We start from the raw sequence: 26,174 nt of genomic DNA, 5'->3' as shown, positions 1-26,174 counted from the left end.
GACGCGTCGCCGCAGTCAGCCCTCGAGGTAGACGGTCGGGAGCACGGGGTCGCCGCGGGTGAGGCTGACGGCCCGGGGCGGCAATTCCGCCACCGCCTGTGCCCGGTGTTCCCTGGCCTGACGCGTGCCTGCAGCACCAAGGTACTGCTCGTCCACGAGTCCGCCTTCGACGAGCTGGACCATCAACGGGCGTTCCGAAGCGGCGTCGGCCGCACCCTCGTGTTCGCCTGCCGGCCCGTCCCCGAGGTAGATGCGCTCCTCGCGGGCGACCCCGTGCCGGTCGTAGGCGCGGGCGGCGGTCTTGCGGCCGCCGACGGTCGCCTTCTCTGCCGACTTCTTCGCGACGCTGATCCAGTCGCCCTGGTCGTCGCGGTGCGCGACGAGCTTGTAGACCATGCCCATGGCGGGGGAGCCGGAGCCGGTGACCACTGAGGTGCCGACGCCGTAGGAGTCGACCGGGGACGCGGCCAGGGCCGCGACGGCGTGCTCGTCGAGGTCGTTGGTGACCGTGATGCGGGTCGACGTGGCGCCGAGCTCGTCGAGGAGGCGGCGGACCTGGTCGACGACGATCGGCAGATCACCGGAGTCGATGCGTACGGCTCCCAGTTCCGGGCCGGCGAGGCGTACGCCGAGTCGCACGGCCTCCTCGATGTCGTAGGTGTCGACGAGCAGCGTGGTCCCGGCGCCCATCGTGTCGATCTGGGCTCGGAAGGCGTCCTCTTCGGAGTCGTGCAGGAGCGTGAAGGAGTGCGCGGCCGTCCCCATCGTCGGTATGCCCCAGCTGCGTCCGGCCTCGAGGTTCGAGGTGGCGCTGAAGCCGGCGATGTACGCCGCCCGGGCTGCGGCGATCGCCGACCGCTCGCCCGTCCGACGGGAGCCCATCTCCGCCAGGGGGCGGCTGCCCGCCGCAGAGGTCATGCGCGCGGCGGCCGTGGCGACCGCGCTGTCGTAGTTGAACACGCTGAGCGCCAGGGTCTCGAGGATGACGGCTTCGGCGAACGTGCCCTCCACGACCAGGATCGGCGAACCGGGGAAGAAGGCCTCGCCCTCGCGGTAGCCCCAGATCGATCCCGAGAAGCGGTAGTCGGCGAGCCAGTCGAGCGCCGTCGTGCTGACGACGCCCTCGTCGCGCAGCCACTCGAGTTCCGATTCGCCGAAGCGGAAGTGCTTGAGCAGTTCGAGGAACCGGCCCGTGCCGGCAACGACGCCGTAGCGGCGGCCGCCGGAGAGGCGTCTGGCGAACAGCTCGAACAGACACTCCCGATCCGCGGTGCCGCGGTGGAGGGCGGCGTCCAGCATCGTGAGTTCGTATCGGTCGGTGAGGAGAGCTGAGGACTCGTGCACCCGTTCAGCCTAGCCGCGAGCGTGCTCGGAACGTGGTGATCGGTCGGTCAGCGACGTCCATCGGCAGGGGCGGTAGGCTGGGTCATCGTGAACGACGCACCCATCGGCATCTTCGACTCCGGCGTCGGCGGACTCACGGTGGCGAGAGCGGTCAGCGACCAGCTCCCCGCCGAGTCCGTGATCTACATCGGCGACACGGCCCACTCGCCCTACGGCCCGAAGCCCATCGCCGACGTGCGGCGCTACTCGCTCGAGGTCCTCGACTCGCTCGTCGATCAGGGCGTGAAGATGCTGGTGATCGCCTGCAACACCGCATCGGCGGCCATGCTCCGCGATGCCCGCGAACGCTACTCGGTCCCCGTGGTCGAGGTGATCCAGCCCGCTGTGCGGACCGCGGTCCGGAGCACGAGGAACGGGCGCATCGGCGTCATCGGGACCGAGGGCACGATCAACTCGCGGGCGTATCAAGACCTGTTCGAGGTCAATCCCGAGCTGACGGTGTTCGGCCAGGCCTGCCCCCGGTTCGTGGAGTTCGTGGAGGCCGGCGTCACGACCGGCCCCGACCTCCTCGAGGCCGCGGAGGAGTACCTGGCCCCGCTCCGGCACGCCGGCGTCGACACCGTCGTCCTCGGATGCACCCACTACCCCTTCCTCAAGGGAGCGATCAGCTACGTGATGGGTCCGCAGGTGTCGCTCGTCTCGAGCGACACCGAGACCGCGAACGACGTCTACCGCGTGCTCGTCACCCGTGACCTGCTGCGCGACAGCAGCGAACCTGCCACCCACCGGTACGAGGCGACCGGGAGCAGTGCCGACGACTTCATCGCCCTCGCCAACCGTCTGATGGGCCGGGAGATCTCCACCGTCTCGCTCGTCCAGACCGGCGTCATCGACCTTCCATCCCACCAGTTCGAGGAGCACATCCATGAGTGACATCGCGCGCGCCGACGGCCGCACCAACGACCAGCTGCGTCCCATCACGATCGAGCGCGGCTGGAGCGAGCAGGCCGAGGGTTCGGCACTCATCAGCTTCGGTCGGACGAAGGTGCTCTGCACGGCCTCGTTCACCAACGGCGTGCCGCGCTGGCTGAACGGCAAGGGTCGCGGTTGGGTCACCGCCGAGTACGCGATGCTGCCCCGTTCCACCAACGAGCGGATGGACCGTGAAGCGGTCAAGGGCAAGATCGGCGGTCGTACCCACGAGATCTCGCGACTCATCGGTCGGAGCCTCCGCGCCGTGATCGACACCAAGGCCCTCGGCGAGAACACGATCGTCATCGACTGCGACGTCCTGCAGGCGGACGGTGGCACCCGCACGGCGGCGATCACCGGCGCCTACGTCGCCCTCGCCGACGCGATCGAGTGGGCGCGCGGCAAGAAGTTCATCTCGCAGAAGGCATCGCCCCTCACCGACAGCGTCTCGGCCGTCTCGGTCGGCGTCATCGACGGCGTGCCCATGCTCGACCTCGCCTACGTCGAGGACGTGCGTGCCGAGACCGACATGAACGTCGTCGTCACCGGCGGCGGATCGTTCGTCGAAGTGCAGGGGACGGCCGAAGGCGCCCCGTTCGACCGCCGCGAACTCGACTCCCTGCTCGACCTCGCCGTCGGTGGCGCTGCGTCGCTCAAGGCCATCCAGTTCGAGGCCCTCGGACGCTGATGAGCGTCGAGATCGTCCTCGCGACGCACAACCAGCACAAGGTCGAGGAGTTCCAGCGGCTCGTCAGCCGCGACGTCCCCGGGATCACGGTCCTCGCCTACGACGGCCCGGAGCCCGTCGAGGACGGCACGACTTTCAGCGAGAACGCGTTGATCAAGGCGCGGGTCGCCGCCGCGCACACCGGCTCCATCGCGCTCGCCGACGACTCCGGCATCGGCGTCGAGATCCTGGGTGGATCACCGGGTATCTTCTCGGCGCGCTGGGCCGGCTCGCAGCACGACTCGACCGCGAACCTCGCCCTGCTCCTCGACCAGCTGCAGGACGTGCACGAGGAGCATCGTGCCGCCTGGTTCGCCTGCCACCTCGCCCTCGTGGTGCCACCGGGGATCGATGGGACGGAGCCGTTCGAGCACGTCGCCGTCGGCACCTGGCGCGGAGCACTCGCGACGGAGCCGAGCGGGACGAACGGCTTCGGATACGACCCGGCGTTCATCCCGGACGGCGAGCGGCGGACGGCGGCGGAACTGTCACCGGCTGAGAAGAACGAGCTGAGCCACCGCGCGCTCGCCTTCCGAGCACTCGTCCCGGTGCTGCAGCGGCTCGTGCCCGAGGGGCCCGCGTCGACCGCCAGCTGAGCATGATACTCAGGACCATTCCTATCTCGGCATGAACCCTTCCGCGGGCGCTGGGAAGCTCCTACGGTTGATGCATCATGGGTCACGATCACGCACACGCCGGCACCGCCAACCGCAGGAGACTCGCGGTGGCGATCGCCATCATCGCGACCGTCCTCGTGGTCGAACTCGTCGGCGCCTGGGTGAGCGGTTCGCTGTCCCTCCTCGCCGACGCCGGGCACATGCTGTCCGACCTCACCGGACTGATCATCGCACTCGTCGCCACGATCGTCGCCGCCCGACCGGCCACCGACCGCCAGACCTTCGGGTATCAGCGCGCGGAGGTGTTCGGCGCACTCATCAACGCGCTCATCCTGATCGCCGTCGCGGTGTCGGTCCTCATCGAGGGGGTGTCCCGCCTCGTCGAGCCGGCGGACGCGGAGGTCAAGAGCCTTCCGATGTTGATCGTCGCCGTCATCGGTCTCGTGGCGAACCTCGCCGCCCTCCAGGTGCTGCGCGGCGGCCGTGACACGTCGATCAACATGCGCGGTGCGTACCTCGAGGTCCTCGGCGACCTCCTCGGTTCGATCGCCGTGATCATCGCCGCGGTGGTCATCATGGTGACGGGTTTCGCTCAGGCCGATGCCATCGCGTCGCTCGCGATCGCCGCGATGATCGTGCCGCGGGCATGGTCGTTACTCCGCGACGTCGTCCACGTCCTCAGCGAGTCCGCACCGTCCGACACGGACGTGCAGGAGATCAGGGACCACCTGCTCGGCACCGACGGCGTCGTGGCCGTCCACGACGTCCACGTCTGGCAGATCACGTCCGGACAGCCCGTGTTCTCGGCACACGTCGTCGTCGAACAGGAGGTGTTCGCCGATGGTGGCACGGGGGAGCTGCTCGACCGTCTCGGTTCGTGCCTCCACGACCACTTCGACGTCGAGCACTCGACGTTCCAGCTGGAACCCGAGGAACACGCCTCGCACGAGGAGTCGCACCACCGCTGACGCGTGGGCGGTCCGGTTGTCGCAACCGCTCGTGCGAGCGTCGACACCGGTGATCAGACCGTGTCGTTCCCGCGGTCGCGCTTGAAGACGTCCTGGTCGGCGAGCTTCGAAGCCGCGGCCCGACGCTCCTCCTCGGTGATGGTGCCCTGCAGAGCCTTCGCCTTCCGGCTGGACTGGATGTAGTGCCAGGTGGTCGGGATGAGGGTGAGGACGACGGCCCCGATGAGGATGACGTCGATGTAGTTCTGCACGAAGGTGGCGACAGGGGGGATGTACCCGAGCAGGTAGCCGAAGAAGGTGAGCCCTGCGCCCCAGATGAGCGCGCCGATGAGGTTGTAGAGCGAGTACTTCTTGTAGTTCATGTGCCCGATGCCGGCCGCGACCGGGGCGAAGGTCCGGACGATCGGGACGAAGCGCGCCAGGATGACCGCGAGGGCGCCGAAGCGCTCGAAGAAGGCGTTCGTCCGCTCGACGTTCTTGATGCTGAAGAGGCCGGACTCCTTGCGTTCGAACACCTTCGGCCCGAGTTTGTGCCCGATGAGGTATCCGACCTCGCCGCCGAGGAACGCGGCGAACCCGATCGCGAGGCAGACCCACCAGATGTCGATCTCGATGACGCGGGCGGAGCCGAACGCGAGGAGACCGGTGATGACGAGCAGGGTGTCGCCGGGGAGCAGGAATCCGACGAGGAGACCGGTCTCGGCGAAGACGATCGCGCAGACGACGACGAGGGCCCAGGGACCGACGGCCGTGATGATGCCCTCCGGGTCGAGCCAGGGGATGAGGGCGGTGTGGACCATGCGGAGCTCCTGCTGTCGGGGGAGGGATGGAACGGCGTACGACGATGTCGCGTGCGGGAGAAGGGACTTGAACCCTCACGCTCGAAAGCACAGGAACCTAAATCCTGCGTGTCTGCCAATTCCACCACTCCCGCGGCCCGCTCAGTCTACGGGAGCGAGGTCGGGAACGTCCTGAGCTTCGGGGGAGGAGCCATGGACAGCGGAGCCCGGGTCGGCCCGTGTATGCTCGGCTCCATGCGAACGACGTGTGCAACGAGCTGGTGGCCCGCCTCCTAGGCGGACCGCGCACGTGCACACACGACGACTCGACCGCCTGACAGGGCGGTCGTTCTCGTTCGGAGGCCCTGTCGGATCGGTCCCAGCCTGAGGACACCACCATGACCACCCTGCTCCACCGCGTGCTGCACGCCGGCCCCGACTTCCCGTTCGCGGTGCTCCGCCGACACGGCAGCGACACCGTCGACCTCTACACGGGCGACGTCGTCGACGTCGAGTCGCTCGCCGACATCCCGCTCGGATCCACCGGCGACGACCACCAACCCGAGGTCCTCACCCTCGTGCCCTACCGCCAGGTGCGCGAGCGCGGCTTCGCGGCGATGGACGACGGCGCTCCGCTGCGCTGCCTCGTGGTGAGCGAGCGCGAGACGGTGACCCTCGACGAGGTGCTCGAACGACTCCCCGCAGACGCGGTCCCGCTGGTCGACGGCGGGTTCGACGTCTCCGACGAGGACTACGCGTCGATCGTGCGCCGCGTCATCGAGGATGAGATCGGACGCGGCGAGGGCGCCAACTTCGTCATCCGCCGCGAGTTCACCGCGACGACCGAGGTGCCGGCCGAGCGCGCCGTCCTCGCCTGGTTGCGGGCGCTCCTGTCGGGAGAGACCGGCGCCTACTGGACCTTCGCCGTGCACACGCCGGGCGTCTCGATGGCCGGTGCGACGCCCGAGCGTCACGTCGCGGTCGCCCGCGACGCGTCGACCGGTGAACGCACCGTCACCATGAACCCCATCAGCGGCACCTTCCGCCACCCGCGCTCCGGGGCGACCGGCGACGACTTCCGCGCGTTCCTCGGCGACGTCAAGGAGACGGAAGAGCTCTTCATGGTCGTCGACGAGGAGATGAAGATGATGAGCCGGGTGTGCGCCTCCGGTGGACGCATCCTCGGCCCCTACGTCAAGCAGATGTCGCGCCTCACCCACACCGAGTACCTGCTCGCCGGGACGAGCGAACTCGACGTCCGCGAGGTCCTGCGGTTGACGATGTTCGCACCGACGGTCACCGGCTCGCCCATGCAGAACGCGTGCTCGGTCATCGCCCGCCACGAGCGGAACGCGCGCGGCTACTACTCCGGCGTGCTCGCGCTGTTCACCCCGGTGGGCGACGGCGACTACGAACTCGACGCACCGATCCTCATCCGTACCGCCTATGTCGACGACACCGGCCTCGTCCGCGTTCCCGCCGGTGCGACGCTCGTCCGTCACTCGGACCCCGAGTCGGAGGTCGCCGAGACGGCCGCGAAGGCGGCAGGCGTGTTGACCGCGCTCGGCGTCATGGCACCCGCTGAACTCGGCCCGACCGTCGACCTCGCGGCGGAACCCGGAGTGCAGGACGCGCTCCGAGCGCGGAACGAGCGGTTGGCGTCCTTCTGGTTGCAGCCGCAGCACCCGGCGCCAGTCGGTTCGCTGTCGGGCCGTACCGCGGTCATCGTCGACGCCGAGGACGAGTTCACCGCGATGCTCGCCCACCAGCTGCGCCACTTCGGGATGACCGTCAGCGTGGAGCACTGGTCGGCGGTGACTGACGCGCTCGTGGACGTCGACCTCCTCGTCGCCGGTCCGGGTCCGGGCGACCCGCTCGACCTCGCCGATCCGCGTGTCCGTCGGATGCACGAGATCGTATCCGCGCGTCTCGCCGCCGGAGCGCCGCTGCTCGCCGTCTGCCTGAGCCATCAGGTGCTGGCGATCCAGCTCGGGCTGCCGATCGAACGCCTCGACGCGCCCCGACAGGGTTTGCAGCTCGACCTCGACCTCTTCGGCGAGGAATCGTTGATCGGGTTCTACAACACCTTCACCGCACGGCTGGCGGGTGAGGCTCCGGTCGGCGGGGTCGAGATCGCTGCCGATGCGGCGTCCGGCGACGTCTTCGCGATGCGTGGTCGCGGGTTCGCGTCGGTCCAGGGGCACCTCGAGTCGGTGCTGTCGCGCGACGGGCTCCGGACCCTCGGGTCGCTCGCGGGTCACGCGCTCGCGGGTGTCGCGTCCGGACGGTCGGCTGCTGTCGTCGGCTCCTGAACGTCATGCACCGCCTGGACGGTCGGTGATGCCGACCGCCCAGGTGGCGAACCGTGCGTGGCTGCTCGTCAGGCGTCCGCCTGGTCGAGCGTCGTGAACGGCGTGACGTCGGCCAGCTGCGGTCCGAGACCGATGTCGATGAGGCGGACGTCGCCGGCGTAGGCCGAGCCGGGTGGGATGAGGAGCCCGGCCTTCACCGCGCCGAAGGTGACCGTGACCTCCGCTGGCAGGACGGCACCCTCGGGGACGCTTCCCTCATCGGGGTCGATGCCGCTCGGGACGTCCACGGCGACGACGGTCGGTCCGCCGGAGTTCTGCACGACCGGGAGGACCGCCTCGACGATGGCCTTCGGCGCACCGCGCAGGGTGGGGTTCCGGCTTGCCCCGATGCCGAAGACCGCGTCGACGACGATCGCGGCGCCCTTGGCCTCGTCGGCGGTGTCGTCCGGTTCGGCGGGGGAGTTCATGAGGAAGCGGACACCGGCCTCGACCGCCGCGGCGTAGCCTGCCTCGTGCGCGTGGTCACCCGTCCTGGCCACGACGAGGTCGAGCGGGACGTCGTCCGGACCGGTCGTGCCGGCGAGGTCCGCCGCTGCGAAGAGGGCGTCGCCGCCGTTGTCGCCCGACCCGACGAGCAGCAGGATCTTCCAGACATCGGGTGCCTCGCCCTCGAGGCCCGCCGCGCGATCGGCGAGGACCGTCCGGAGTTCTTCGGCGAGGCCGTGGGCGGCTCGCGCCATGAGCGGTTCCCCGGCGTCCAAGAGTGGTGCCTCTGCGGCTCGGACCTGGTCTGCGGTGTAGCCGTTGATCATGGCGCCCACTCTTCCGGCTCGGGTCGACCGCCGCAAGCGGTTGCGGCGCGGCGCCAGCTCCCGAATCGCCTCTGGATCCTGGCGTGCGCCGGGGCTACCATGCCTGCATGTGCCGGAACATCCACACCCTTCACAATTTCGAGCCGGCCGCGACCGACGACGAGGTCGGGGCCGCGGCGCTCCAGTACGTGCGGAAGATCAGCGGGTCGACGAAGCCGTCCCAGGCGAACGCTGAGGCCTTCGACCGAGCGGTCGCGGAGATCGCCCACATCACCCGCCATCTGCTCGAAGACCTCGTGACGACCGCCCCGCCGAAGGACCGCGAGGTCGAGGCGCAGAAGGCGAAGGAGCGTTCGGCGAAGCGGTTCGCGACGGCCTGAGCGCGGGCGCCGGTTCCGCACCTGGTCAGGCGAGTTCGAGTCGGATGTCCGGGTGGCCGGCGAAGACCTCGAGGAGGAGGTCGAAGTAGGTCTTACCCCGGCCGGCGTCGAGGTCGTCGAGCTGCGCGGTGATCCGGGCCGTGTCGAACGGTACGCCCCGCTCGAGCTTCTCCTGCAACCAAGCGCGGGTGGCCGTGACGCCGAGTGCGGTGCGGCTCGCGTCGTGGTCCGTCCAGACGAAGTGCATGTCGTCGAGATCGCGGAGCGAGCCGATCCCGCCGTAGAGGACGTCGTCGAGGGCGTCGAGGCTGGGGCCGAGATCCCAGTCCTCGTCCTGCATCAGCAGCTCGTTCATCACCTCGTAGAACGAGGAGATGTCGTGGATGCGGGAGCCGTCGATGCGGAAGGTGGTCGGCACGGTCCCCGAGCCTAGTGACCGGTCGGTGACGCGTCGAGCGGGTGGTGCTGTGGATAACTTCTGCGGGGTGTGGCCGGTGTTCGTCAGGATGGCGGCATGGGGACAGCGGCAGAGATCATCACGGCGCGCGTGCGCGACCGGGTGCGTGAGGAGTTCGGAGAGCCTGGTCGGCGTGGGGGAGCGGGGCGGATCGCCCGTGAGGAGGTGCGTCGCTACAACGAGCGCGCGTTGAACGACACGACGCCGCTGATCGACGATGAGCACGGGATGACGAGCGAGGTGCTCGCCGCGGTGACGGGGTTCGGCGCGATCCAGCCGTTGCTCGACGACCCGGGTGTCGAGGAGATCTGGATCAACGAGCCGACGAAGGTGTTCGTCGCCCGCGGTGGGGTGTCGGAGCTCACGGACGTGGTCCTCGGCGAGGGCGACGTCCGCGACCTTGTGGAGCGGATGCTGCGCGCCACCGGTCGACGGGTCGACCTCGCGAACCCCTTCGTCGACGCCTCGCTTCCGGACGGCTCGCGGCTGCACGTCGTCATCCCAGACGTCACGCGTCGGCACATGTCCATCAACATCCGCAAGTTCTCCGCGCGGATCCGCGACCTCGGTCAGCTCGTGGCCGCAGGGTCGATCAGCTATCAGGCCGCCGAGTTCCTGCGCGCGAGCATGACCGCGGGGGCGAACCTGCTCGTGTCGGGCGCGACGCAGGCCGGCAAGACCACGATGCTCGGTGCCCTCATCGCCTCGTTGGACCCGGCCCTCCGCATCGTCACCGTCGAGGAGACCTTCGAGCTGGCGCCGGGCAACCGCGACGTCGTCGCGATGCAGTGCCGGCAGGCCAGTCTCGAGGGCACGGGAGAGATCACGCTGCGTCGGCTCATCAAGGAGGCGCTCCGGATGCGGCCGGACCGCATCGTCGTCGGCGAGGTCCGGGAGGCGGAGAGCCTCGACCTCCTGATCGCCCTCAACAGCGGATTGCCCGGGCTCTGCAGTATCCACGCGAACTCCGCGCGCGACGCGATCGGCAAGCTCTGCACGCTGCCATTGCTGGCGGGCCGGAACATCGACTCGGGGTTCGTGCGCCCGGCCGTCGCATCATGTGTCGACCTCGTCGTGCACTGCGAGCTCGACCGGTCCGGACGCCGACGTGTGGCGGAGATCATCGCGGTCGGCGGGAGCGGGGAGTCCCACACGATCGAGGCCTCCACCCTCTTCGAGCAGCGCGACGGAGAGCTCCGCGCCACCGGTCGCTTCCCGCTGAACGACGCGAAGTACCGTGCGGCCGGGATCTCGCTCGCGTCGATCCTCGCCGTCGGCGAGCGATGAGTCTCGTCGTCGGAGCGGTCCTCGCCGCAGGCCTCCTCCTCACCGTCGCACCCTGGTGGTGGCCGGACCCTGAGCCGCTGCGCGACACCCTGGAGCGGTGGAGGCCGGTCGCTGCGCTCCGCGAACTCCTGATCCTGGCCGGTCTGCCCGGTCGGTACTGGGCGGCCGCCATCGTGGTCTCCGTCCTCGCCGGACTCGTCGCCGGCGCGGTGGTCCAGGCGCTCTGCCGTGTCCTGCCGTTGAGCGCCGTCGTCGTCGTCGCCGGACTCGTCGCCCCGGTGATCGTGCTCCGAGCCCGCGCCACCTCTCGACGTCGCCTGCAGCGGGGACTGTGGCCGGATGTCGTGGACCATCTGTTGTCCGCGATCCGATCAGGGCTCTCGCTCCCGGATGCGGTGGCCGCGCTCGACACCGTCGGACCCGCACCGCTCCGTCCGGCGTTCGCCGCGTTCAGCGCCGACTACCGGGCTGCCGGCCGCTTCGCCGACTGCATCGACGACCTGAAGACCGCGCTCGCCGACCCGGTCGCGGACCGCATTCTCGAGACGGTGCGCATGGCCCGCGACGTGGGTGGCACGGAACTGCCGGCGGTGCTCCGAGCGCTGTCCGCGGGGCTGCGTGAGGAGTCGGCCATCCGAGCCGAGGCCGAGGCGCGGCAGTCCTGGGTGGTGAACGCCGCCAGGCTGGGCGTCGCGGCACCCTGGGCGATCCTCCTGCTCCTGTCGTCCCGGCCGGAGGCCTCGGCCGCCTACAACTCCCGTGAAGGAGCGGTCCTGATCATCGCCGGCGTCGTGGTCTCCGCTCTCGCCTACCAGGCGATGCTCCGTGTCGGACGGCTCCAGCCCGAACGACGGTGGTTCCGGTGAGTGCAGACGGAGCGTGGGCCCTCAGCCTCGGAGCGGTGCTCGGGGTCGGCCTCTGGGCGCTCGCGATGCTCCTGCCGGCACTCGGGCGACCACGGCTCGCGGACCGCATCGCCCCCTATGTCGCCGACCTCTCCAGCGACGCCCGCTCGCAAGCCGCGCGCCGCTCGACCGACCCGCTACCGGTCCTCGGGACCCTGCTGGTCCCGGTCCTCCGCGCGGTTCGATGGTCGCTCGGCCTGGTCGGCGCCGATCAGGAACTCGTCATCCGTCGATTGGGTCAAGCCGGGGGACCGACGTTGGAGCGGTACCGACTGCTGCAACTCCTCTGGGGGCTCGGCGGTTTCGCGGTCGCGGCGGCGCTCGCCGTGTTCTCCTTCAGCAACGGTCGGCTCCCGCTCCCGTTCGCCGCACCGCTTCCCGCGGTCGGGGCGGTGGCCGGAATCGTCCTCCGCGACCAGCTGCTGGCGCTCGCCGCCAGTCGCCGCCTCGCGCGGATCGAGGAGGAGTTGCCGACGGTGCTCGAGTTCCTCAGTCTGAGTCTCGCGGCGGGCGAGGCGATCACGGACGCGATGGACCGCGTTGCGCGCATCGGGTCCAGCGGGGAACTCGGCAGAGAGTTCCGCCGGGTGATGGCGGAGGTCTCCACCGGTATCCCGTTCGCCACCGCACTCCGGCAGTTCGAGGCCCGACTCGCGATGCCGATGCTGTCGCGATGCGTCGACCAGATCCTCGGTGCGCTCGAACGCGGCACACCGGTCGCAGCCGTGCTCCTCGACCACGCACACGACGGACGCGACACCGCCAAACGCCGTCTCCTCGAATCCGCCGGGAAGAAGGAGGTCGCGATGCTCGTGCCCCTCGTCTTCCTCATCCTGCCCCTGTCCATCATCATCGCCGTCTTCCCCGGAGCGTTCGTACTCCGGACCGGCTTCTGACGAAAGGTTCCACATGTCCTCCCCCTCCTTCCTCGATCGCGCGCTCCACCGGAGCCGCTCCCTCCTCGCCGAGGAGCGCGGCGACGTCCCCGGCTGGGTCCTCATCACGCTCATGACGGCCGGGCTCGTCCTCCTCATCTGGGGTGTCGCGGGCCCGGCGCTCACGCAGGTGTTCGAACAGGCCATCGACCGTGTCTCCGGCATCTGAGCCCGGGATCGGCGGATGGCGGACGCGACTGCTGCGCGGCGAGGATGGATCAGCCGTCGCCGAGTTCGTGTTCGTCGGAGCGATCCTCACCGTCCTGATGATGTCCGTGGTCCAGCTCGCGCTCGCCCTCCACGTCCGGAACACGCTCATCGACGCGGCGGCGGAGGGAGCCCGGTTCGGTGCACTGGCCGACACCGAACTGCTCGACGGCGCCGACCGGGCACGCCAGCTCATCGCCGTCGCCGTGGGGAACGGCTACACGGGTGACGTCAGCGCCACACTGGCCGATCATCGCGGAGCCGACATGGTCACCGTGACCGTCCGCGCGCCGCTCCCGATCGTGGGCTTGATCGGGCTGCCCGGCGTCTTGGAGGTGGAGGGTCATGCGGTCCTCGAGACGCTCGAGTGATGAGCTGCGTCACCGACCGACCGCACGGGACGACGACGGTTCGGCCTCCCTCGAGTTCATCACCGTCGGTCTGGTGCTCCTCGTGCCGATCGTCTATCTCATCGTCGCGCTCGCCGAGGTGCAGGCGGCGGTGCTCGCGGCCGGCGGGGCCGCGGCGCAGGCGGCGAAACTCTACGCGCGGGCCGACGACGACGCCACGGGTCGCGACCGCGTCGAGGACTCGCTCGCACTCGCGCTCGAGGACTTCGGGCTCGACCGGTCCCAGTCGTCCGTCACGCTCGACTGCGCACCAGCCGGTCTCCCGTGCGGGCAGCGCGGCGGTGCCGTCACCGTCACCGTCGACATCCTCGTCGTCCTGCCGCTGATGCCCGAGATCCTCGGCGTCCAGGCCGCGGTCCCCGTGACCGGCGCGGCGACGGCACCGATCTCCCGGTTCGACGACCGGTTCAGTGAGGCGGAATGAGGGTTCCGGGCGGACGCCGACGTCCGGACGTCGGCGAGGAGGACGGTTCCACCATGCTCCTGACGATTGGATTCGCCGTCGTGGCGCTCGCCGTGGTCCTCGTCGGGAGCGCCGCCACGTCCCTGTACGTGGAGCACAAGCGGCTCCTCGACCTCGCCGACCGCCTGGCCGCGACCGCCGCGGAGTCCTTCTCCATCGACGATGTCACAATGCAGCCCGACGGCACCGTCCGACCCGTCCTCGATGACGACTCGGTCCGTTCGAGTGCACGCGACGACCTCATCACTGGCGGTGCGGGTGCGCTCACCGGCGTCGAGATCGTCGCGGCGCGGACCCCGGACGGCCGGAGCGCAGAGGTCTCGCTGGCGTCGGACTGGCGACCGCCGATGCTGACGCTGTTCGTGCCGCAGGGCCTCCGGATCGAGGCGACCGCGAGTGCTCGCAGTGTCTTCTGGTGAGGGCGGACGGACCTGCCGACGATCAGGGGAACGGGCGCGTGCCGCGGTCGATGAAGCGGGGGATGAACCGGAAGAGGAGGAACGCGCCGATGAGCCCGACACCGCCGATGGTGCCGGCGGCGAGGGAGATCGACGCCGCTGCGGTGATCCCGGACATCGCCAGGGGAGCGGCGGCGGTGCCCGCGTCGCCCAGGAAGCGATAGGCGCCGAGGAACGGCGCGGGACGGTCCGGTGGCGCGAGGTCGGAGCCGAGGGTCATGAGGATGCCGCTACCGAGCCCATTGGACAGTGCCAGCACGAGCGCGACGGCGATGAACCAGACCCGCGCCTCGTCGAGGTCGTGCGTGAAGGCCAGGACGATGAACCCGGAGCCCAGCCCGATCATCGAGGGGACGGCGGTCCAGATCCGCCCCCAACGGTCCATCACCTGACCGCTGGCATAGAAAAGAGCGAACTCCACCGCGCCGACGACCCCGATGATGAGCGCCGTGTCCGTCTCCGAGACGCCGATGCTCACGGCCCACAGCGGGAGCAGGACCGCGCGGCACGAGCGCAGGGCGCCGACGAGTGCAGCGGTCGTCCCCATCCTGGCGAGCACCGCGCCGTGGGCTCGGATCGAAGCGATGAGGCCGCTCGACTCCTCGGACGCGAGCTCCTCGCCCTCGGTCCGCTCCTCGCCGTCGGCGGTGCGCGTCGACGGCGGTCGCCCGAACATTTCCGCCGGGTCGGGGAGGACGAGCAGGGTGATCGCGGAGCCAGCGCAGCAGATGACCATCACCCAGAACGCCGCCTGCGACGTCCCGGTGAGGTGGATGACGCCTGCGGCCAGGAACGGTCCGATGAACGTGCCGGCGCGGAAGACACCGCCGAGGGAGGAGAGCGCCCTCGCCCGGTACCGCATCGGCACGTACGTCGTCATGAACGCGTGCCGGGCCAGCCCGAACACGGCGGTCGCGAGCCCGATGCAGAAGATGCCCACGGCGAGGACGAACGGGTTGGGGGAGATGGCAGCCGTCGCGACCCCGACGACCGCGAGCAGCGCCGCCCACATCATCGCGAAGCGTTCGCCGATCCGACTGACGATCCACCCGGACGGGACGTCGCCGACGAGTTCGCCGAGCATGATGAGCGAGGAGATGACGCCTGCGACGGCGAGCGTCGCCCCCAGGTTCCCGGCGACGGCCGGGATGATCGGGATGATGGCGCCTTCACCGATCGAGAACAACAGTGTGGGGAGGAAGACCGAGACGGCCACGGAGCGCAGCTGGAACGGGCGTTCGTCGGAAGTCATCCCCTCGATCGTACGCCCGCGGCCCTGCGCGGTAGGCTGAAGCCAAATGTTTGACTTGGACCTCTCCACACAGATCAGTACCCTCCGCTCGACCTTCGACGACATCCGCACCGTCGTCGACGTCGACCGTCTCGAAGCCGAGATCGCGACGCTGAGCGAGCAGGCGGGTGCCCAGGATCTCTGGGACGACACGACGAACGCGCAGAAGGTGACGAGCGCCCTCAGCCACCGTCAGTCCGAGCTCGCCCGCATCACCAGCATCGCGAACCGGCTCGACGACCTCGAGGTGCTCATCGAACTCGCGACCGACGCCCAGGACGAGGAGTCGGCCGAAGAGGCCCGCCAGGAGCTCATCAGCCTGCAGAAGGTGCTCGGCGACCTCGAGGTGCAGACGCTGCTGAGCGGCGAGTACGACCCGCGCCCCGCCGTCGTCACCATCCGCGCCGGTGCCGGCGGTGTGGACGCCGCCGACTTCGCCGACATGCTGTTCCGCATGTACCTGCGGTGGGCCGAGCAGCACAAGTACCCGGTCACCGTCATGGACACGAGCTACGCGGAGGAGGCCGGCATCAAGTCGGCCACCTTCGAGGTCGACGCACCGTACGCCTTCGGCACGCTGAGCGTCGAGGCGGGCACGCACCGCCTGGTGCGCATGAGCCCCTTCGGTGCCGCCGGCAAGCGACAGACGAGCTTCGCCGCCGTCGAGGTCATCCCGCTCATGGAGGAGACGGAGATCGTCGAGATCCCCGAGTCGGACATCCGTGTCGACGTCTTCCGGTCCAGCGGCCCTGGCGGCCAGTCGGTCAACACCACCGACTCCGCCGTTCGCATCACCCACCTGCCGACCGGCACGGTCGTCTCGATGCAGAACGAGAAGAGCCAGATCCAGAACCGCGCCGCGGCCATGCGCGTGCTCCAGTCGCGACTCCTCCTCATCCAGAAGGAGCAGGAGGCCGCGACGAAGAAGGAGCTGGCCGGCACCATCACGGCGAGCTGGGGCGACCAGATGCGCTCCTACGTGCTCGCGCCGTACCAGATGGTCAAGGACCTGCGGACGGAGCACGAGCAGGGGAACCCCGCAGCGGTGTTCGACGGCGATCTCGACGGGTTCATCGCCGCGGGCATCCGCTGGCGGTCGATGTCGAAGCCGGAGTAGCGCAGCGCGGCATAGTGTTCGCCCAGCCCTCGTACAGGGTACGGATCGCGGGCGTGTCCTGCCCGTAATCGGCAGGTCGCTCCTTAAGCTCAAGGAGCCATGATTCGGTTTGATCACATCTCCAAGAAGTATCCGGGAACCTCGCGTCCCGCACTCAACGACGTCGATTTCGAGATCCTCCGGGGAGAGTTCATCTTCCTCGTCGGTGCCTCGGGGTCGGGGAAGTCGAGCTGCCTCCGCCTGATGCTCAAGGAGGACAAGCCGAGCAAGGGCAAGATCCATGTGCTCGGCCACGACCTCGGTTCCATCTCGAACCGCAAGGTGCCGTACTTCCGGCGCAGCCTCGGGGTCGTGTTCCAGGACTTCCGACTGCTGCCGAGCAAGACGGTCTACCAGAACGTCGCCTTCACCCTCCAGGTGATCGGCAAGTCGCGCGGCTTCGTCCAGGAGGCCGTCCCCGACGTCCTCAAGATGGTCGGACTCGACGGCAAGGCGCAGCGCCTGCCGCACGAGCTGTCCGGCGGTGAGCAGCAGCGCGTCGCCATCGCCCGCGCGATCGTCAACAAGCCGCAGATCCTGCTGGCCGACGAACCGACCGGTAACCTCGACCCCGCCACCAGCGCCGGCATCATGCAGTTGCTGGAGCGCATCAACGCAGGTGGGACGACGGTCGTCATGGCCACGCACGAGGCCGGCTTCGTCGATCAGATGCAGCGCCGGGTGATCGAGCTGCAGGACGGTCAGATCGTCCGTGACGAACGCCACGGTGGATACGGCACGACCGCGGCCATCCCGGGTCTCGTCAGAGGATCCTCCAAGGCTGCCGCCCCGGCGGCACAGACCGCTCCCGCAACGGCCTCGACCCCGGTCGCTCCCGCCGTCGAGACCTCTTCGGTTCCGGTGACGACCACGACCTCATCCGTCGCTGCCAGCTCCGAGCCCACGACGAGTGCCGTGGCCGCAGCCGCGGTCGCCGCCACCGCGGTCACGACGACAGCTCCAGCCGCACCGACCGCGCCCGCCGCGGCCTCACGCGAGACCACGCCGCAGGCCGACACCGACGAGGTCGTCACCCGCGTGTCCGGCTCGACGCCGATCCAGGAATCGGCCGCGGCTCCCGTCGCCGAGCCTGAGACCCCGGCGACGCGGGTCGAGGAATCGACCCCGGAAGCACCCGAGGCCGAGCCGACGACGCCGGAAGCGGAGCCCGCCGTGCCACCGGCGGCTGCGGTCCCGGAGGTCGCGCCTCCACAACGCCTGAGCAACGCCACGGGCCCCATCGGGCTCCCGGCACGCAACGAGATCGACCCCATCGAGGTCGAACACCTGTCGCTCGCTGAGCGACTCGGCCTGCGTGCCGCGGCACGCGGCACTGAAGACGGAGAGCAGAACGTGGGGCCCACCAAGTGAGACTCGCACTGATCTGGTCCGAGGTCTGGAACGGCCTGCGTCGCAACGTCTCGATGGTCGTCTCCGTCGTGCTCGTGACGTTCATCTCGCTCACCTTCGTCGGCACGGCCGTCCTGCTGCAGATGCAGATCGGCCAGATGAAGAACTACTGGTACGACCGCGCGCAGGTCGCGATCTACCTCTGCACCGCCGACAGCGCGGGCGACACCTGCGCCGCCGGCGCCGCGACCGAAGAGCAGCGCGCCGCCGTCCAGAGCGCCCTGGAGTCGTCGACCCTCGCGCCCTTCGTGGACAAGTTCTACTTCGAGGACCAGGCGCAGGCGTTCACGAACTTCCAAGAGCAGTTCAAGGGCAACGACATCGCACAGTTCGTCACGGCGGACCAGCTGCCCGAGACCTTCTGGGTGAACATGAAAGACGCTTCGCAGTCCGACGTGCTCGTCGAGGCGTTCTCCGGCGTCGCGGGCGTGGAGCAGGTGACTGATCAACGCCAGTACCTCGACCAGATCTTCTCGGTCCTGAACATCGCCAGTTACACGGCGATCGGGATCGCGGCACTCATGCTGGTCGCCGCAGCCCTGCTGATCGCGACGACCATCCGATTGTCGGCTTATTCGAGACGCCGGGAACTCGGCATCATGCGATTGGTCGGTGCATCGAACCGGTTCATCCAGACACCCTTCATCCTCGAGGGTGTGTTCGCCGCGCTCATCGGCTCCATCCTCGCGGCCGGGGCGGTGATCACCATCGTCCAGGTGTTCGTCCAGGGATACCTGGCGGACCGCATGCGGTACGTCAACTTCGTCGATCTCGGTGACGCCTTCGTGGTCCTCCCGATCCTGCTGCTCGTCGGCGTGCTGTTGGCGGCGATCTCGGCCAACTTCGCGATCTCGCGGTACCTCAAGGTCTAGCGGGGAGGCAGTGCGGCCACCGCACCGCTCGCTCTGCGTTAGACTGACAGGCTGCCGCGATCGCGGCCGGTCCGTTCCGATGGATCCGAACCAGAACGTCAGGAGTACACCGTGCCGAGGGAACGGGGCGAGAACGTCGTGGCCACGAACCGCAAGGCCCGCCACGACTACACGATCGAGGACACCTACGAGGCCGGCATGGTCTTGACGGGTACCGAGGTGAAGTCGCTGCGAGCCGGGCGGGCGTCGCTCGTGGACGGGTACGCTTTCATCGACCGCCGTGAGGCGTGGCTCGACGCGGTGCACATCCCCGAGTACGGCCAGGGCACGTGGACGAACCACCCGCCGCGGCGCAAGCGCAAGCTGCTGCTGCACCGCGAGCAGATCGACAAGATCGCCCACAAGATCGCCCCCGGCGGTTTCACCCTCGTGCCGTTGAAGATCTACTTCAAGGACGGCAAGGCCAAGGTGGAGATCGCCGTGGCGAAGGGTAAGAAGGAATACGACAAGCGGCATGCCCTGCGCGAGAAGCAGGACACCCGTGAGGCGGCGCGTGCGATGGCCACCAGGAACCGTCTCGGCGAATAGGTGACAGGCGCCACCTCGGCGCGGTACACTTGAAAGCTGCACCGCAAGGTGCTCGTCCGCCGCTCGCGGTGGATTGACAATTCGACAGCGTGTGACAACGACCCTCTTCGCCTCGTTCTCCGAGGCGCTGAGTCCATGGGGATGATCGGTTTCGACATTGCCTGCGAAACTGCGAGAAGCGGGTCGAGGATGCAGGGTTATCTCGTTAACGATCTCTGCAAAACAACAAGTGCCAACTCTAAGCGCACTGACTTCGCCCTCGCTGCTTAAGCGAGCCCGATAGTCCGTCAGACCGAGCGTGTCCCCGTCTCGGATCCTGGCGTCATCTAGGGGACTTGCTGGATGACGGAGCCGCGACGTCATCCGGGACTTTTCTTCGGCTGGGCCCGTCGACCAAGATGCCCTTGTCAATGGTCGGGGCCGAGTAGAACGTGTCAAGGGATACGCCCGTAGAAGGCGCAGAATCACAGCAGTGGACGGGGGTTCAATTCCCCCCATCTCCACTCAGGACGTTGTCACACGCTGCCGAGTCGACGACAGGCCCTCGCTCCGGTGGGGGCCTGTCGTCGTTCCTGGGGTCGGACGGGTACCCACGGGCTGCTAACCTGGGAGTCCAGAGGCCGCCACCACCCGGGAGACCTGCATGGCGACAATCCTGCTTGTTTTTGCTGCGATCGCCGTCGCCACGCCCACACTCACTCGAGTGCTGTCGACGAAGGTCTTCTACGTCATCGCGTGTATGCCCGCGGCGGCATTCGTCTGGACACTCTTCCAAACGGGCACGGTCACGTCCGGCGGTACGGTCGTCGAGACGATCGAGTGGATCCCGCAACTGAGCATCGCGCTCTCGTTCCGGATGGACACGCTCGCCTGGCTGCTATCCCTCGTCGTCACCGGCGTCGGTGCCCTCGTGCTGCTCTACTGCGGCCGCTACTTCTCCTCGACCGAGCCCGGCCTCGGTCGCTTCGCCGCGCTCCTCTTCACCTTCGCCGGCACCATGTTCGGCCTCGTGACCGCCGACGACATCATCGTCATGTTCATGTTCTGGGAGATCACGAGTGTGCTCTCCTACCTGCTGATCGGGCACTACACCGATCGCAAGGAGAGTCGCGGTGCCGCGCTCCAGGCGCTCCTGGTGACCACCTTCGGCGGGCTCGTCATGCTCGTGGGCGTCATCATGATCTCCGTGCAGGCGCAGAGCACCTCGCTCGTCTCGATCGTCGAGCAGGGTCTGACCGGCCCCGCGACCACCGTCGCCATCCTCCTCATCCTCGTCGGCGCGATCTCGAAGTCCGCGCTCGTGCCGTTCCACTTCTGGCTGCCCGCGGCGATGGCCGCACCGACGCCCGTGAGCGCCTATCTGCACGCTGCGGCGATGGTGAAGGCCGGGATCTACCTCGTCGCGAGACTCGCACCCGGCTACGCCGACACCCCGGGTTGGGACGCGATGCTCGTCGGCCTGGGCGTCCTCACCATGGTCGCCGGTGCCTGGCGGTCGCTGCGTCAGTACGACCTCAAGCTGGTCCTGGCCTACGGGACGGTGAGTCAGCTCGGCTTCCTGATGGTCATCTCGGGGTACGGCACCCGCGATTCGGCCCTGGCCGCCGTCGCGCTCCTGCTCGCCCACGCCATCTACAAGGCGGCACTCTTCCTCGTCGTCGGCATCATCGACCACCGCGCTGGGACGCGTGACTGGCGGCACCTCTCCGGTCTGGGGCGTCAGACTCCGGTGCTCGCCGTCATCGCGGCGATCGCGGTCGCGTCGATGGCCGGCATCCCACCGCTCTTCGGGTTCGTCGCGAAGGAGGCCGTCTTCACCTCGCTGCTGGAGGGCGCGCTCGAGGGCGACGTGTGGGGATGGGTCGCGATCATCGGGACCGCGGTCGGGTCCGTGTTGACCGTCGCGTACAGCGCCCGGTTCCTCTGGGGCGCCTTCGGAGACCGACGCGGCGCCGCGCCGACCGAACTGCATGCCGAATCCGGAACGATCATGATCGCGCCGGGCATCCTCGCCGTCGCGACCATCGCTCTCGGCTTCGCGACGAAGCCCATCGACACGGTGCTCGCGCCCTACGCGGACTCCGTGGGGGAGGGCGACTACCACCTCGCGCTCTGGCACGGCCTCGAGCCGGCGCTCGGCATCTCGGCCGTCGTCGTACTGCTCGGTCTGCTGCTCTTCCGCTGGAGGCTCCCGGTCGCCCGTCTCCAGGACCGCCTGCCACCCCTCATCGACTCCTCGAAGGGGTACTGGTCGGCGACCCAGGGCATCGATCGTCTCTCCGCGAAGGTCACCCTGTTCGCCCAGCGCGGCGGGCTCGTCCAGTACCTGTCCACCATCCTCGTGGTCTTCGTGCTCACCCTCGGCACGATCGCCCTCCTCGGGCGCGCCTGGCCGAGTGAGATCCGGCTGTGGGATTACCCCGCCCAGGTGGCCATCGCCTTCATCATGGCGACCGCGGCGATCGCGGCCGCCCGGGCGAAGCAGCGCATGGCCGCCGTGCTGCTCGTCGGCGTCACCGGCTTCGGGCTCGTCGCCCTGTTCGCCCTGCACGGCGCTCCCGACCTCGCGCTGACCCAGGCCCTCGTCGAGACGATCACGATCGTGGTGTTCGTCCTCGTGCTCCGCCGGCTCCCGGCCAAGATCGCCCAGCGCAACGCGCCGGTCCACCGCGTCCGTCGGGTCGTCATCGGCACGCTGACCGGCCTGGTCATGGGGCTCATCGGGGTCATCGCCCTGGGCGCGCGACAGGCAGAGAGCATCGCGACCGAGCTGCCACGGCTCGCCGTCGAGGAGGGCCACGGCAAGAACATCGTCAACGTCATGCTCGTCGACATCCGAGCCTGGGACACCATGGGCGAGATCTCCGTGCTCGTCGTGGTGGCCACCGGTATCGCGAGCCTGCTCTTCGTCTCACAGCGGGGCGCCGAGGTCCCGCGCCTCAGCGGTGCGCGGCGTCGACGGATCCCGGGCCTCCGATCCCAGGTCGTGTCGGACCCCCACCTCGCGGACAGCGAGATGGAAGCACCTCGCGACGCGGTGGGGCGGCACACATGGCTCATCGGTGGCCGGGCGATCGCCGAGGCGAACCGTTCGATCCTCCTCGAGGTCCTCGTACGGCTCCTCTTCCACCCCGCGATCGTCGTCTCCGTCTTCCTCCTCTTCGTCGGACACAATGAGCCGGGCGGCGGTTTCGCGGGCGGTTTGCTCGCCGGCCTCGCGCTGGTGATGCGGTATCTCGCCGGCGGGCGCTACGAGCTCGGCGAAGCCGTGCCGATCGACGCGGGCAAGGTGCTCGGCGTCGGACTGCTGCTCGCGGTGGGCACGGCCGTCGGTTCCCTGTTCTTCGGCGGTGAGGCGCTCCAGTCCGCGTACTTCTCGGCCGACGTCCCGATCCTCGGGCACCTCTCGTTCGGCACGTCCAGCATCTTCGACATCGGCGTATACCTCGTCGTCGTCGGGCTGGCGCTCGACATCCTGCGCAGTCTCGGGGCCGAAGTCGACCGTCAACAGGAGGAAGCCGACATCGACGAGCAGAGTACGGACGAGTTCTCGGCGAGTGAGGCTGAACAATGAGCGCCTCACTGACCCTCGTCGTCCTGATGGCCGTCATGTACGGCACCGGGGTGTACGTCATGCTCGAGCGGAGCCTCACGCGGTTCCTCATCGGGTTCGTGCTCGTCGGTAACGCGACGAACCTCCTCATCCTGATCATGAGCGGCCCGAGCGGCACCGCACCGCTCGTCACGGGCACCGCGTCCGACGACCGCATGGTCGATCCGGTGCCACAGGTGCTCATGCTGACGGCCATCGTCATCAACTTCGGTGTGACCGCCTTCATCCTGGCGCTCATCTACCGGACCTGGTGGTTGGCACAGCTCGGCGACGAGGGCGACACCCTCAGCGACGAGCACGCCGACGACACGGAGGCGGCGACGGAAGCGGTCTTCAACCAGGTCGACCTGGACGACGAGGCCATCCAACGGGTCCTCGACGAGAGCAACGAGCACGGCGACGACAGCCACACGACCAGGAAGGGGGCAGGCGAATGAACGCACTCGTCCCGCTCGTGGTCATGATCCCGCTGATCGGCTCGGCGATCGCGCTCATGTTCCGCAACCGCCGCAAGACGCAGGTGGCGATCAGCGTCATCGCGCTCACCGCGGTGACGGTGATCAGCGCGATCCTGCTCGCGGCCGTCGACCAGAGCGGCACGATCGTCGTCGAGCTGGGCGGCTGGTCCCCGCCGTGGGGGATCGTGCTCGTCGTGGACCGGCTGTCCGCGATCATGCTGCTCGTCGCCGCCTTGATGCTGCTGGGCGTCCTCATCTTCGCCATCGGTCAGGGCATCGTCGACGGCGATCGCGAGACGCCGGTGTCGATCTTCCACCCGACCTACCTGGTCCTGGCGGCGGGGCTGTTCGACGCCTTCGTCGCGGGCGACCTCTTCAACATGTACGTCGGCTTCGAGATGCTGCTCGCCTCCAGCTACGTCCTCCTCACCCTGGGCGGCACCGGAGCGCGGATCCGCGCCGGCGTCACGTACATCGTCATCAGCCTCATGTCGTCGCTGCTCTTCGTCGCCGCGATCGCCCTCATCTACGGCGCGACGGGCACGGTGACGATCGCCCTCGTGGCGGACCGCGTGCGCGACCTGCCGATGGAGGTGCAGGCGATCCTCTGCGCCGCACTGCTGCTGGGCTTCGCGGTCAAGGCTGCGGTGTTCCCGCTGTCGTTCTGGCTGCCCGACTCCTACCCGACCGCGCCGGCACCGGTCACGGCGGTGTTCGCAGGCCTGCTGACGAAGGTGGGTGTGTACGCGATCATCCGGACCGACACGCTCATCTTCAAGGACGTGCCGCTGGCGACGCCGTTGATGGTCATCGCGTTCCTGACCCTGCTCATCGGCATCTTCGGCGCGGTCGCCCAGGCCGACATCAAACGACTGTTGTCGTTCACCCTCGTGAGCCATATCGGCTACATGATCTTCGGCATCGCCGTCGGCGGGGTCGCCGGGACCGCAGCGACGATCTACTACATCGTCCACCACATCGTCGTCCAGACCACGCTGTTCCTCACCACCGGTCTCGTCGAGCGGATCGGCGGGACGACGTCCATCTCCCGGCTCGGCGGGATCCTGAAGGCCTCGCCGATCGTCGGCGTGCTGTTCTTCATCGGAGCCATGAACCTCGGCGGCATCCCGCCGTTCTCGGGCTTCCTCGGCAAGATCGGGCTGTTCCAGGCAGGTGTCGCCCTGGGGGACCCGCTGTCGTACATCCTCATCGCCGCCGGAGCCGCGACCTCGCTCCTGACGCTCTACGCCCTGGCGCGCGTGTGGAACATGGGCTTCTGGCGGGGGAAGGACGAGGTCGCCGGATACTCCTCGCCGTTGCTCGACCAGCTCGCGGAGAGCCCCGAGGACTCGGGCTCGGTCGACACCAAGACCATCTCGCGCCCGATGATCGGCGCCACGACCGGCATGGTCGCGTTGACGCTCGCCCTGACGGTCTTCGCGGGGCCGCTCTTCGGACTGGCCACGCGGGCGGCTGAGAACATCGAGGACCCGGACAACTACATCACCGCGGTCTTCCCCGACGGAACGGAGCACCTGAAGTAATGCAACCGTCACGTCGTCGCGCACTGTTCAGCCAGGCCCTCCTCTTGGCCGGGCTCATCCTGCTCTGGTGTCTCCTCTGGGGCATGTTCGACCTGCTCACCCTCGTGACCGGCCTCGGGGTCGCGTTGCTGGTGTCGTTCCTGTTCTACCTGCCGGCCGTCGAGCTGAGCGGCCGCATCAACCTCTGGCGGACAGCGATCTTCCTGGGCAAGCTCCTCGTCGACATCGTGCGGGCGAGTGCGGAGATCGCGTGGCTCGTCCTCAAGCCGAGGTTCCGCTCCAGTAACGCGGTGATCGCGGTCCGTCTGCGCACGACCTCCGACCTCATCATGAGTTGGACGGCCGAGGCGGTCTCGATCGTCCCCGGCTCGATCGTGGTCGACCTCGACCGCACGGCCTCGACGCTCTACCTGCACGCGCTGAACGTGCATGACGACACCGACATCGACGAGGTCGTCGCCGAGGTCCTCGGAACGGAGCGACGGCTCATCCTCGCGATCGGTTCCCGCGCCGAGGCGGACGCCCTCCGCCACGACCATGACCACGTCTCGATCGGAAGGGGGCAGTGATGCTCGTCGTGATCATCATCGTCTCCGTGCTGTTCGGTGCCGCGGCCCTCGCAGCGGTCTACCGGATCATCCGCGGGCCGAGCCTCCTCGACCGCGTGATCGCCTCCGACGTGCTCGTCGCCACCGTCATGTGCGCGATCGGGGCCGAGATGGCGATCAACCGTCACACGGACGGACTGCCGGTCCTCCTGGCGCTCGCGATGTTCGCGATCGTCGGCTCGGTCAGCGTCGCCCGCTTCATGTCGAAGCAGGACGACGCATGACCGGCGAGCTGATCCGCGACATCGTCACCGGTGCGCTCGTGCTCGTCGGGGCGATCATGTGCTTTGCCGCCGGCGTCGGGCTCCTGCGCTTCCCCGACGTGTTGTCCCGCCTGCACGCGGCCACCAAGCCGCAGATCCTCGGGGTCATCGCGATCATGGCGGACGTCGCCGTCTCGAGCCCGACGGTCGGGACCATCACGATCGCGATCGCGATCATCGTCTTCCAGAGTCTCACCGCGCCGATCTCCGCGCACATGGTCGCCCGGGCGGCGTACCGGAGCGGCAACTTCGACGCGGCCATCCTCGTCCGCGACGAGCTCGCGGGACGCGAAGAACTCGGCGAGGAACGACATCCCGGCCACACGCCCGAATAGCGG

At 68.8% G+C, this 26,174-nt stretch carries 28 protein-coding genes, 1 tRNA gene and 1 other RNA gene; 24 read left to right on the top strand and 6 right to left on the bottom strand.

Translation table 11 applies throughout. The features are described from left to right. Window positions 1–15 precede the first annotated feature (15 nt). A complete protein-coding gene (locus tag CCK91_RS08520) occupies window positions 16–1,344 on the bottom strand; it encodes a nicotinate phosphoribosyltransferase (protein ID WP_079705576.1) in 1,329 nt (442 codons plus the stop codon). Between the two features lie 87 nt (window positions 1,345–1,431). Between CCK91_RS08520 and murI the strand changes: the two genes are divergently transcribed. From murI to CCK91_RS08500, 4 genes are all read left to right on the top strand, one after another. Further along, the gene (gene murI / locus CCK91_RS08515) at window positions 1,432–2,277 is read left to right on the top strand and encodes a glutamate racemase (protein ID WP_071260977.1); all 846 of its coding nucleotides are present in this window, start codon (window positions 1,432–1,434) and stop codon (window positions 2,275–2,277) included. Further along, the gene (gene rph / locus CCK91_RS08510; RefSeq protein ID WP_086473626.1) at window positions 2,270–3,004 is read left to right on the top strand and encodes a ribonuclease PH; all 735 of its coding nucleotides are present in this window, start codon (window positions 2,270–2,272) and stop codon (window positions 3,002–3,004) included. Before murI ends, rph begins: the two co-directional genes overlap by 8 nt. Next, window positions 3,004–3,639, top strand: coding sequence for an RdgB/HAM1 family non-canonical purine NTP pyrophosphatase (gene rdgB, locus CCK91_RS08505; RefSeq protein ID WP_086473625.1), 636 nt, complete (start codon window positions 3,004–3,006; stop codon window positions 3,637–3,639). Before rph ends, rdgB begins: the two co-directional genes overlap by 1 nt. 77 nt (window positions 3,640–3,716) lie before the next feature. Next, window positions 3,717–4,628 (top strand): cation diffusion facilitator family transporter, encoded by a 912-nt coding sequence (locus tag CCK91_RS08500; protein WP_086473624.1) that lies wholly within the window; start codon window positions 3,717–3,719, stop codon window positions 4,626–4,628. 53 nt (window positions 4,629–4,681) lie between these two features. Here the strand turns inward: CCK91_RS08500 and CCK91_RS08495 are convergent, their stop codons facing one another. Then, window positions 4,682–5,428, bottom strand: coding sequence for a DedA family protein (locus CCK91_RS08495; protein WP_085510558.1), 747 nt, complete (start codon window positions 5,426–5,428; stop codon window positions 4,682–4,684). A 52-nt stretch (window positions 5,429–5,480) separates the two neighbouring features. Beyond that, window positions 5,481–5,562: transfer RNA gene (locus CCK91_RS08490), tRNA-Leu, on the bottom strand. 243 nt (window positions 5,563–5,805) lie between these two features. Here CCK91_RS08490 and CCK91_RS08485 point away from each other — a divergent pair. After that, window positions 5,806–7,719: an anthranilate synthase family protein gene (locus tag CCK91_RS08485; protein ID WP_086473623.1), complete on the top strand. Its 1,914-nt coding sequence runs from the start codon at window positions 5,806–5,808 to the stop codon at window positions 7,717–7,719. 68 nt (window positions 7,720–7,787) lie between these two features. Here CCK91_RS08485 and CCK91_RS08480 read toward each other — a convergent pair whose 3' ends face one another. Beyond that, the gene (locus tag CCK91_RS08480) at window positions 7,788–8,531 is read right to left on the bottom strand and encodes an NAD(P)H-hydrate epimerase (protein ID WP_086473622.1); all 744 of its coding nucleotides are present in this window, start codon (window positions 8,529–8,531) and stop codon (window positions 7,788–7,790) included. Between the two features lie 107 nt (window positions 8,532–8,638). On the opposite strand from CCK91_RS08480, the gene CCK91_RS08475 reads away from it, so the two are divergent. Continuing rightward, on the top strand, window positions 8,639–8,911 hold the full coding sequence (locus CCK91_RS08475) for a DUF2277 domain-containing protein (protein ID WP_086473621.1): 273 nt from the start codon (window positions 8,639–8,641) through the stop codon (window positions 8,909–8,911). 25 nt (window positions 8,912–8,936) lie between these two features. On the opposite strand, the gene CCK91_RS08470 is transcribed toward CCK91_RS08475, so the two are convergent. After that, window positions 8,937–9,329, bottom strand: coding sequence for a barstar family protein (locus CCK91_RS08470; protein WP_119863548.1), 393 nt, complete (start codon window positions 9,327–9,329; stop codon window positions 8,937–8,939). Window positions 9,330–9,425: 96 nt separating this feature from the next. Here CCK91_RS08470 and CCK91_RS08465 point away from each other — a divergent pair, with 96 nt between their 5' ends. The 7 genes from CCK91_RS08465 to CCK91_RS08435 are packed head-to-tail and all read left to right on the top strand — an operon-like array spanning window position 9,426 to window position 13,994. Beyond that, complete coding sequence (locus tag CCK91_RS08465; protein WP_086473620.1) at window positions 9,426–10,655, top strand: CpaF family protein; 1,230 nt, start codon at window positions 9,426–9,428, stop codon at window positions 10,653–10,655. Next, window positions 10,652–11,521: a type II secretion system F family protein gene (locus CCK91_RS08460; RefSeq protein WP_086473619.1), complete on the top strand. Its 870-nt coding sequence runs from the start codon at window positions 10,652–10,654 to the stop codon at window positions 11,519–11,521. The genes CCK91_RS08465 and CCK91_RS08460 overlap by 4 nt, the downstream gene beginning before the upstream one ends. After that, on the top strand, window positions 11,518–12,456 hold the full coding sequence (locus CCK91_RS08455; RefSeq protein ID WP_086473618.1) for a type II secretion system F family protein: 939 nt from the start codon (window positions 11,518–11,520) through the stop codon (window positions 12,454–12,456). Before CCK91_RS08460 ends, CCK91_RS08455 begins: the two co-directional genes overlap by 4 nt. 13 nt (window positions 12,457–12,469) lie before the next feature. After that, window positions 12,470–12,664: a hypothetical protein gene (locus tag CCK91_RS08450; protein ID WP_086473617.1), complete on the top strand. Its 195-nt coding sequence runs from the start codon at window positions 12,470–12,472 to the stop codon at window positions 12,662–12,664. After that, on the top strand, window positions 12,648–13,073 hold the full coding sequence (locus CCK91_RS08445; protein WP_242664466.1) for a TadE/TadG family type IV pilus assembly protein: 426 nt from the start codon (window positions 12,648–12,650) through the stop codon (window positions 13,071–13,073). Before CCK91_RS08450 ends, CCK91_RS08445 begins: the two co-directional genes overlap by 17 nt. Beyond that, entirely contained in the window at window positions 13,048–13,536 is a 489-nt protein-coding gene (locus tag CCK91_RS08440; RefSeq protein WP_086473616.1) for a hypothetical protein, read from the top strand. Before CCK91_RS08445 ends, CCK91_RS08440 begins: the two co-directional genes overlap by 26 nt. Before the next feature lie 53 nt (window positions 13,537–13,589). Next, window positions 13,590–13,994: a hypothetical protein gene (locus CCK91_RS08435; protein ID WP_133059958.1), complete on the top strand. Its 405-nt coding sequence runs from the start codon at window positions 13,590–13,592 to the stop codon at window positions 13,992–13,994. 22 nt (window positions 13,995–14,016) lie between these two features. On the opposite strand, the gene CCK91_RS08430 is transcribed toward CCK91_RS08435, so the two are convergent. Further along, on the bottom strand, window positions 14,017–15,285 hold the full coding sequence (locus CCK91_RS08430) for an MFS transporter (protein WP_086473614.1): 1,269 nt from the start codon (window positions 15,283–15,285) through the stop codon (window positions 14,017–14,019). A gap of 46 nt (window positions 15,286–15,331) precedes the next feature. Here CCK91_RS08430 and prfB point away from each other — a divergent pair, with 46 nt between their 5' ends. The 11 genes from prfB to mnhG all read left to right on the top strand — a co-directional run bounded on the left by prfB (window position 15,332) and on the right by mnhG (window position 26,171). Further along, window positions 15,332–16,441, top strand: coding sequence for a peptide chain release factor 2 (prfB, locus tag CCK91_RS08425; RefSeq protein ID WP_079705593.1), 1,110 nt, complete (start codon window positions 15,332–15,334; stop codon window positions 16,439–16,441). 99 nt (window positions 16,442–16,540) lie between these two features. Then, a complete protein-coding gene (gene ftsE / locus CCK91_RS08420; protein ID WP_086473613.1) occupies window positions 16,541–17,851 on the top strand; it encodes a cell division ATP-binding protein FtsE in 1,311 nt (436 codons plus the stop codon). Next, window positions 17,848–18,762 carry a permease-like cell division protein FtsX gene (ftsX, locus tag CCK91_RS08415; protein ID WP_064296231.1) on the top strand — a complete coding sequence of 305 codons (915 nt, stop codon included), beginning with the start codon at window positions 17,848–17,850 and terminating at the stop codon, window positions 18,760–18,762. The genes ftsE and ftsX overlap by 4 nt, the downstream gene beginning before the upstream one ends. 111 nt (window positions 18,763–18,873) lie before the next feature. Next, a complete protein-coding gene (gene smpB, locus CCK91_RS08410; protein ID WP_056007115.1) occupies window positions 18,874–19,350 on the top strand; it encodes an SsrA-binding protein SmpB in 477 nt (158 codons plus the stop codon). Window positions 19,351–19,487: 137 nt separating this feature from the next. Further along, window positions 19,488–19,856, top strand: a transfer-messenger RNA (tmRNA) gene (gene ssrA / locus CCK91_RS08405). Window positions 19,857–19,993: 137 nt separating this feature from the next. Next, on the top strand, window positions 19,994–22,924 hold the full coding sequence (locus CCK91_RS08400; protein WP_086473612.1) for a Na+/H+ antiporter subunit A: 2,931 nt from the start codon (window positions 19,994–19,996) through the stop codon (window positions 22,922–22,924). After that, window positions 22,921–23,400, top strand: coding sequence for an NADH-quinone oxidoreductase subunit K (locus tag CCK91_RS08395; protein WP_079705596.1), 480 nt, complete (start codon window positions 22,921–22,923; stop codon window positions 23,398–23,400). The genes CCK91_RS08400 and CCK91_RS08395 overlap by 4 nt, the downstream gene beginning before the upstream one ends. Beyond that, window positions 23,397–24,965: a Na+/H+ antiporter subunit D gene (locus tag CCK91_RS08390; protein ID WP_079002188.1), complete on the top strand. Its 1,569-nt coding sequence runs from the start codon at window positions 23,397–23,399 to the stop codon at window positions 24,963–24,965. Before CCK91_RS08395 ends, CCK91_RS08390 begins: the two co-directional genes overlap by 4 nt. Then, entirely contained in the window at window positions 24,965–25,534 is a 570-nt protein-coding gene (locus tag CCK91_RS08385; protein ID WP_086473611.1) for a Na+/H+ antiporter subunit E, read from the top strand. The genes CCK91_RS08390 and CCK91_RS08385 overlap by 1 nt, the downstream gene beginning before the upstream one ends. Beyond that, complete coding sequence (locus CCK91_RS08380; RefSeq protein WP_064296237.1) at window positions 25,534–25,797, top strand: monovalent cation/H+ antiporter complex subunit F; 264 nt, start codon at window positions 25,534–25,536, stop codon at window positions 25,795–25,797. The genes CCK91_RS08385 and CCK91_RS08380 overlap by 1 nt, the downstream gene beginning before the upstream one ends. After that, the gene (gene mnhG / locus CCK91_RS08375) at window positions 25,794–26,171 is read left to right on the top strand and encodes a monovalent cation/H(+) antiporter subunit G (RefSeq protein ID WP_086473610.1); all 378 of its coding nucleotides are present in this window, start codon (window positions 25,794–25,796) and stop codon (window positions 26,169–26,171) included. Before CCK91_RS08380 ends, mnhG begins: the two co-directional genes overlap by 4 nt. Window positions 26,172–26,174 lie beyond the last annotated feature (3 nt).

The sequence above is a fragment of the Plantibacter elymi (nom. nud.) genome (assembly GCF_900177795.1).
GTDB lineage: Bacteria > Actinomycetota > Actinomycetes > Actinomycetales > Microbacteriaceae > Plantibacter > Plantibacter elymi.
Note: the sequence above shows the minus strand (reverse complement) of the source record. Positions and strands in the feature narration are given on the sequence as shown.

Bases quoted from the DNA above. Each gene is read 5' to 3' on its own strand.
- rph (WP_086473626.1), top strand. From the start codon at position 2,270: ATGAGTGACATCGCGCGCGCCGACGGCCGCACCAACGACCAGCTGCGT.
- rdgB (WP_086473625.1), top strand. From the start codon at position 3,004: ATGAGCGTCGAGATCGTCCTCGCGACGCACAACCAGCACAAGGTCGAG.
- CCK91_RS08500 (WP_086473624.1), top strand. From the start codon at position 3,717: ATGGGTCACGATCACGCACACGCCGGCACCGCCAACCGCAGGAGACTC.
- CCK91_RS08495 (WP_085510558.1), bottom strand. From the start codon at position 5,428: ATGGTCCACACCGCCCTCATCCCCTGGCTCGACCCGGAGGGCATCATC.
- CCK91_RS08485 (WP_086473623.1), top strand. From the start codon at position 5,806: ATGACCACCCTGCTCCACCGCGTGCTGCACGCCGGCCCCGACTTCCCG.
- CCK91_RS08480 (WP_086473622.1), bottom strand. From the start codon at position 8,531: ATGATCAACGGCTACACCGCAGACCAGGTCCGAGCCGCAGAGGCACCA.
- CCK91_RS08475 (WP_086473621.1), top strand. From the start codon at position 8,639: ATGTGCCGGAACATCCACACCCTTCACAATTTCGAGCCGGCCGCGACC.
- CCK91_RS08465 (WP_086473620.1), top strand. From the start codon at position 9,426: ATGGGGACAGCGGCAGAGATCATCACGGCGCGCGTGCGCGACCGGGTG.
- CCK91_RS08460 (WP_086473619.1), top strand. From the start codon at position 10,652: ATGAGTCTCGTCGTCGGAGCGGTCCTCGCCGCAGGCCTCCTCCTCACC.
- CCK91_RS08450 (WP_086473617.1), top strand. From the start codon at position 12,470: ATGTCCTCCCCCTCCTTCCTCGATCGCGCGCTCCACCGGAGCCGCTCC.
- CCK91_RS08440 (WP_086473616.1), top strand. From the start codon at position 13,048: ATGCGGTCCTCGAGACGCTCGAGTGATGAGCTGCGTCACCGACCGACC.
- CCK91_RS08435 (WP_133059958.1), top strand. From the start codon at position 13,590: ATGCTCCTGACGATTGGATTCGCCGTCGTGGCGCTCGCCGTGGTCCTC.
- CCK91_RS08430 (WP_086473614.1), bottom strand. From the start codon at position 15,285: ATGACTTCCGACGAACGCCCGTTCCAGCTGCGCTCCGTGGCCGTCTCG.
- prfB (WP_079705593.1), top strand. From the start codon at position 15,332: ATGTTTGACTTGGACCTCTCCACACAGATCAGTACCCTCCGCTCGACC.
- ftsE (WP_086473613.1), top strand. From the start codon at position 16,541: ATGATTCGGTTTGATCACATCTCCAAGAAGTATCCGGGAACCTCGCGT.
- CCK91_RS08400 (WP_086473612.1), top strand. From the start codon at position 19,994: ATGGCGACAATCCTGCTTGTTTTTGCTGCGATCGCCGTCGCCACGCCC.
- CCK91_RS08395 (WP_079705596.1), top strand. From the start codon at position 22,921: ATGAGCGCCTCACTGACCCTCGTCGTCCTGATGGCCGTCATGTACGGC.
- CCK91_RS08390 (WP_079002188.1), top strand. From the start codon at position 23,397: ATGAACGCACTCGTCCCGCTCGTGGTCATGATCCCGCTGATCGGCTCG.
- CCK91_RS08385 (WP_086473611.1), top strand. From the start codon at position 24,965: ATGCAACCGTCACGTCGTCGCGCACTGTTCAGCCAGGCCCTCCTCTTG.
- CCK91_RS08380 (WP_064296237.1), top strand. From the start codon at position 25,534: ATGCTCGTCGTGATCATCATCGTCTCCGTGCTGTTCGGTGCCGCGGCC.
- mnhG (WP_086473610.1), top strand. From the start codon at position 25,794: ATGACCGGCGAGCTGATCCGCGACATCGTCACCGGTGCGCTCGTGCTC.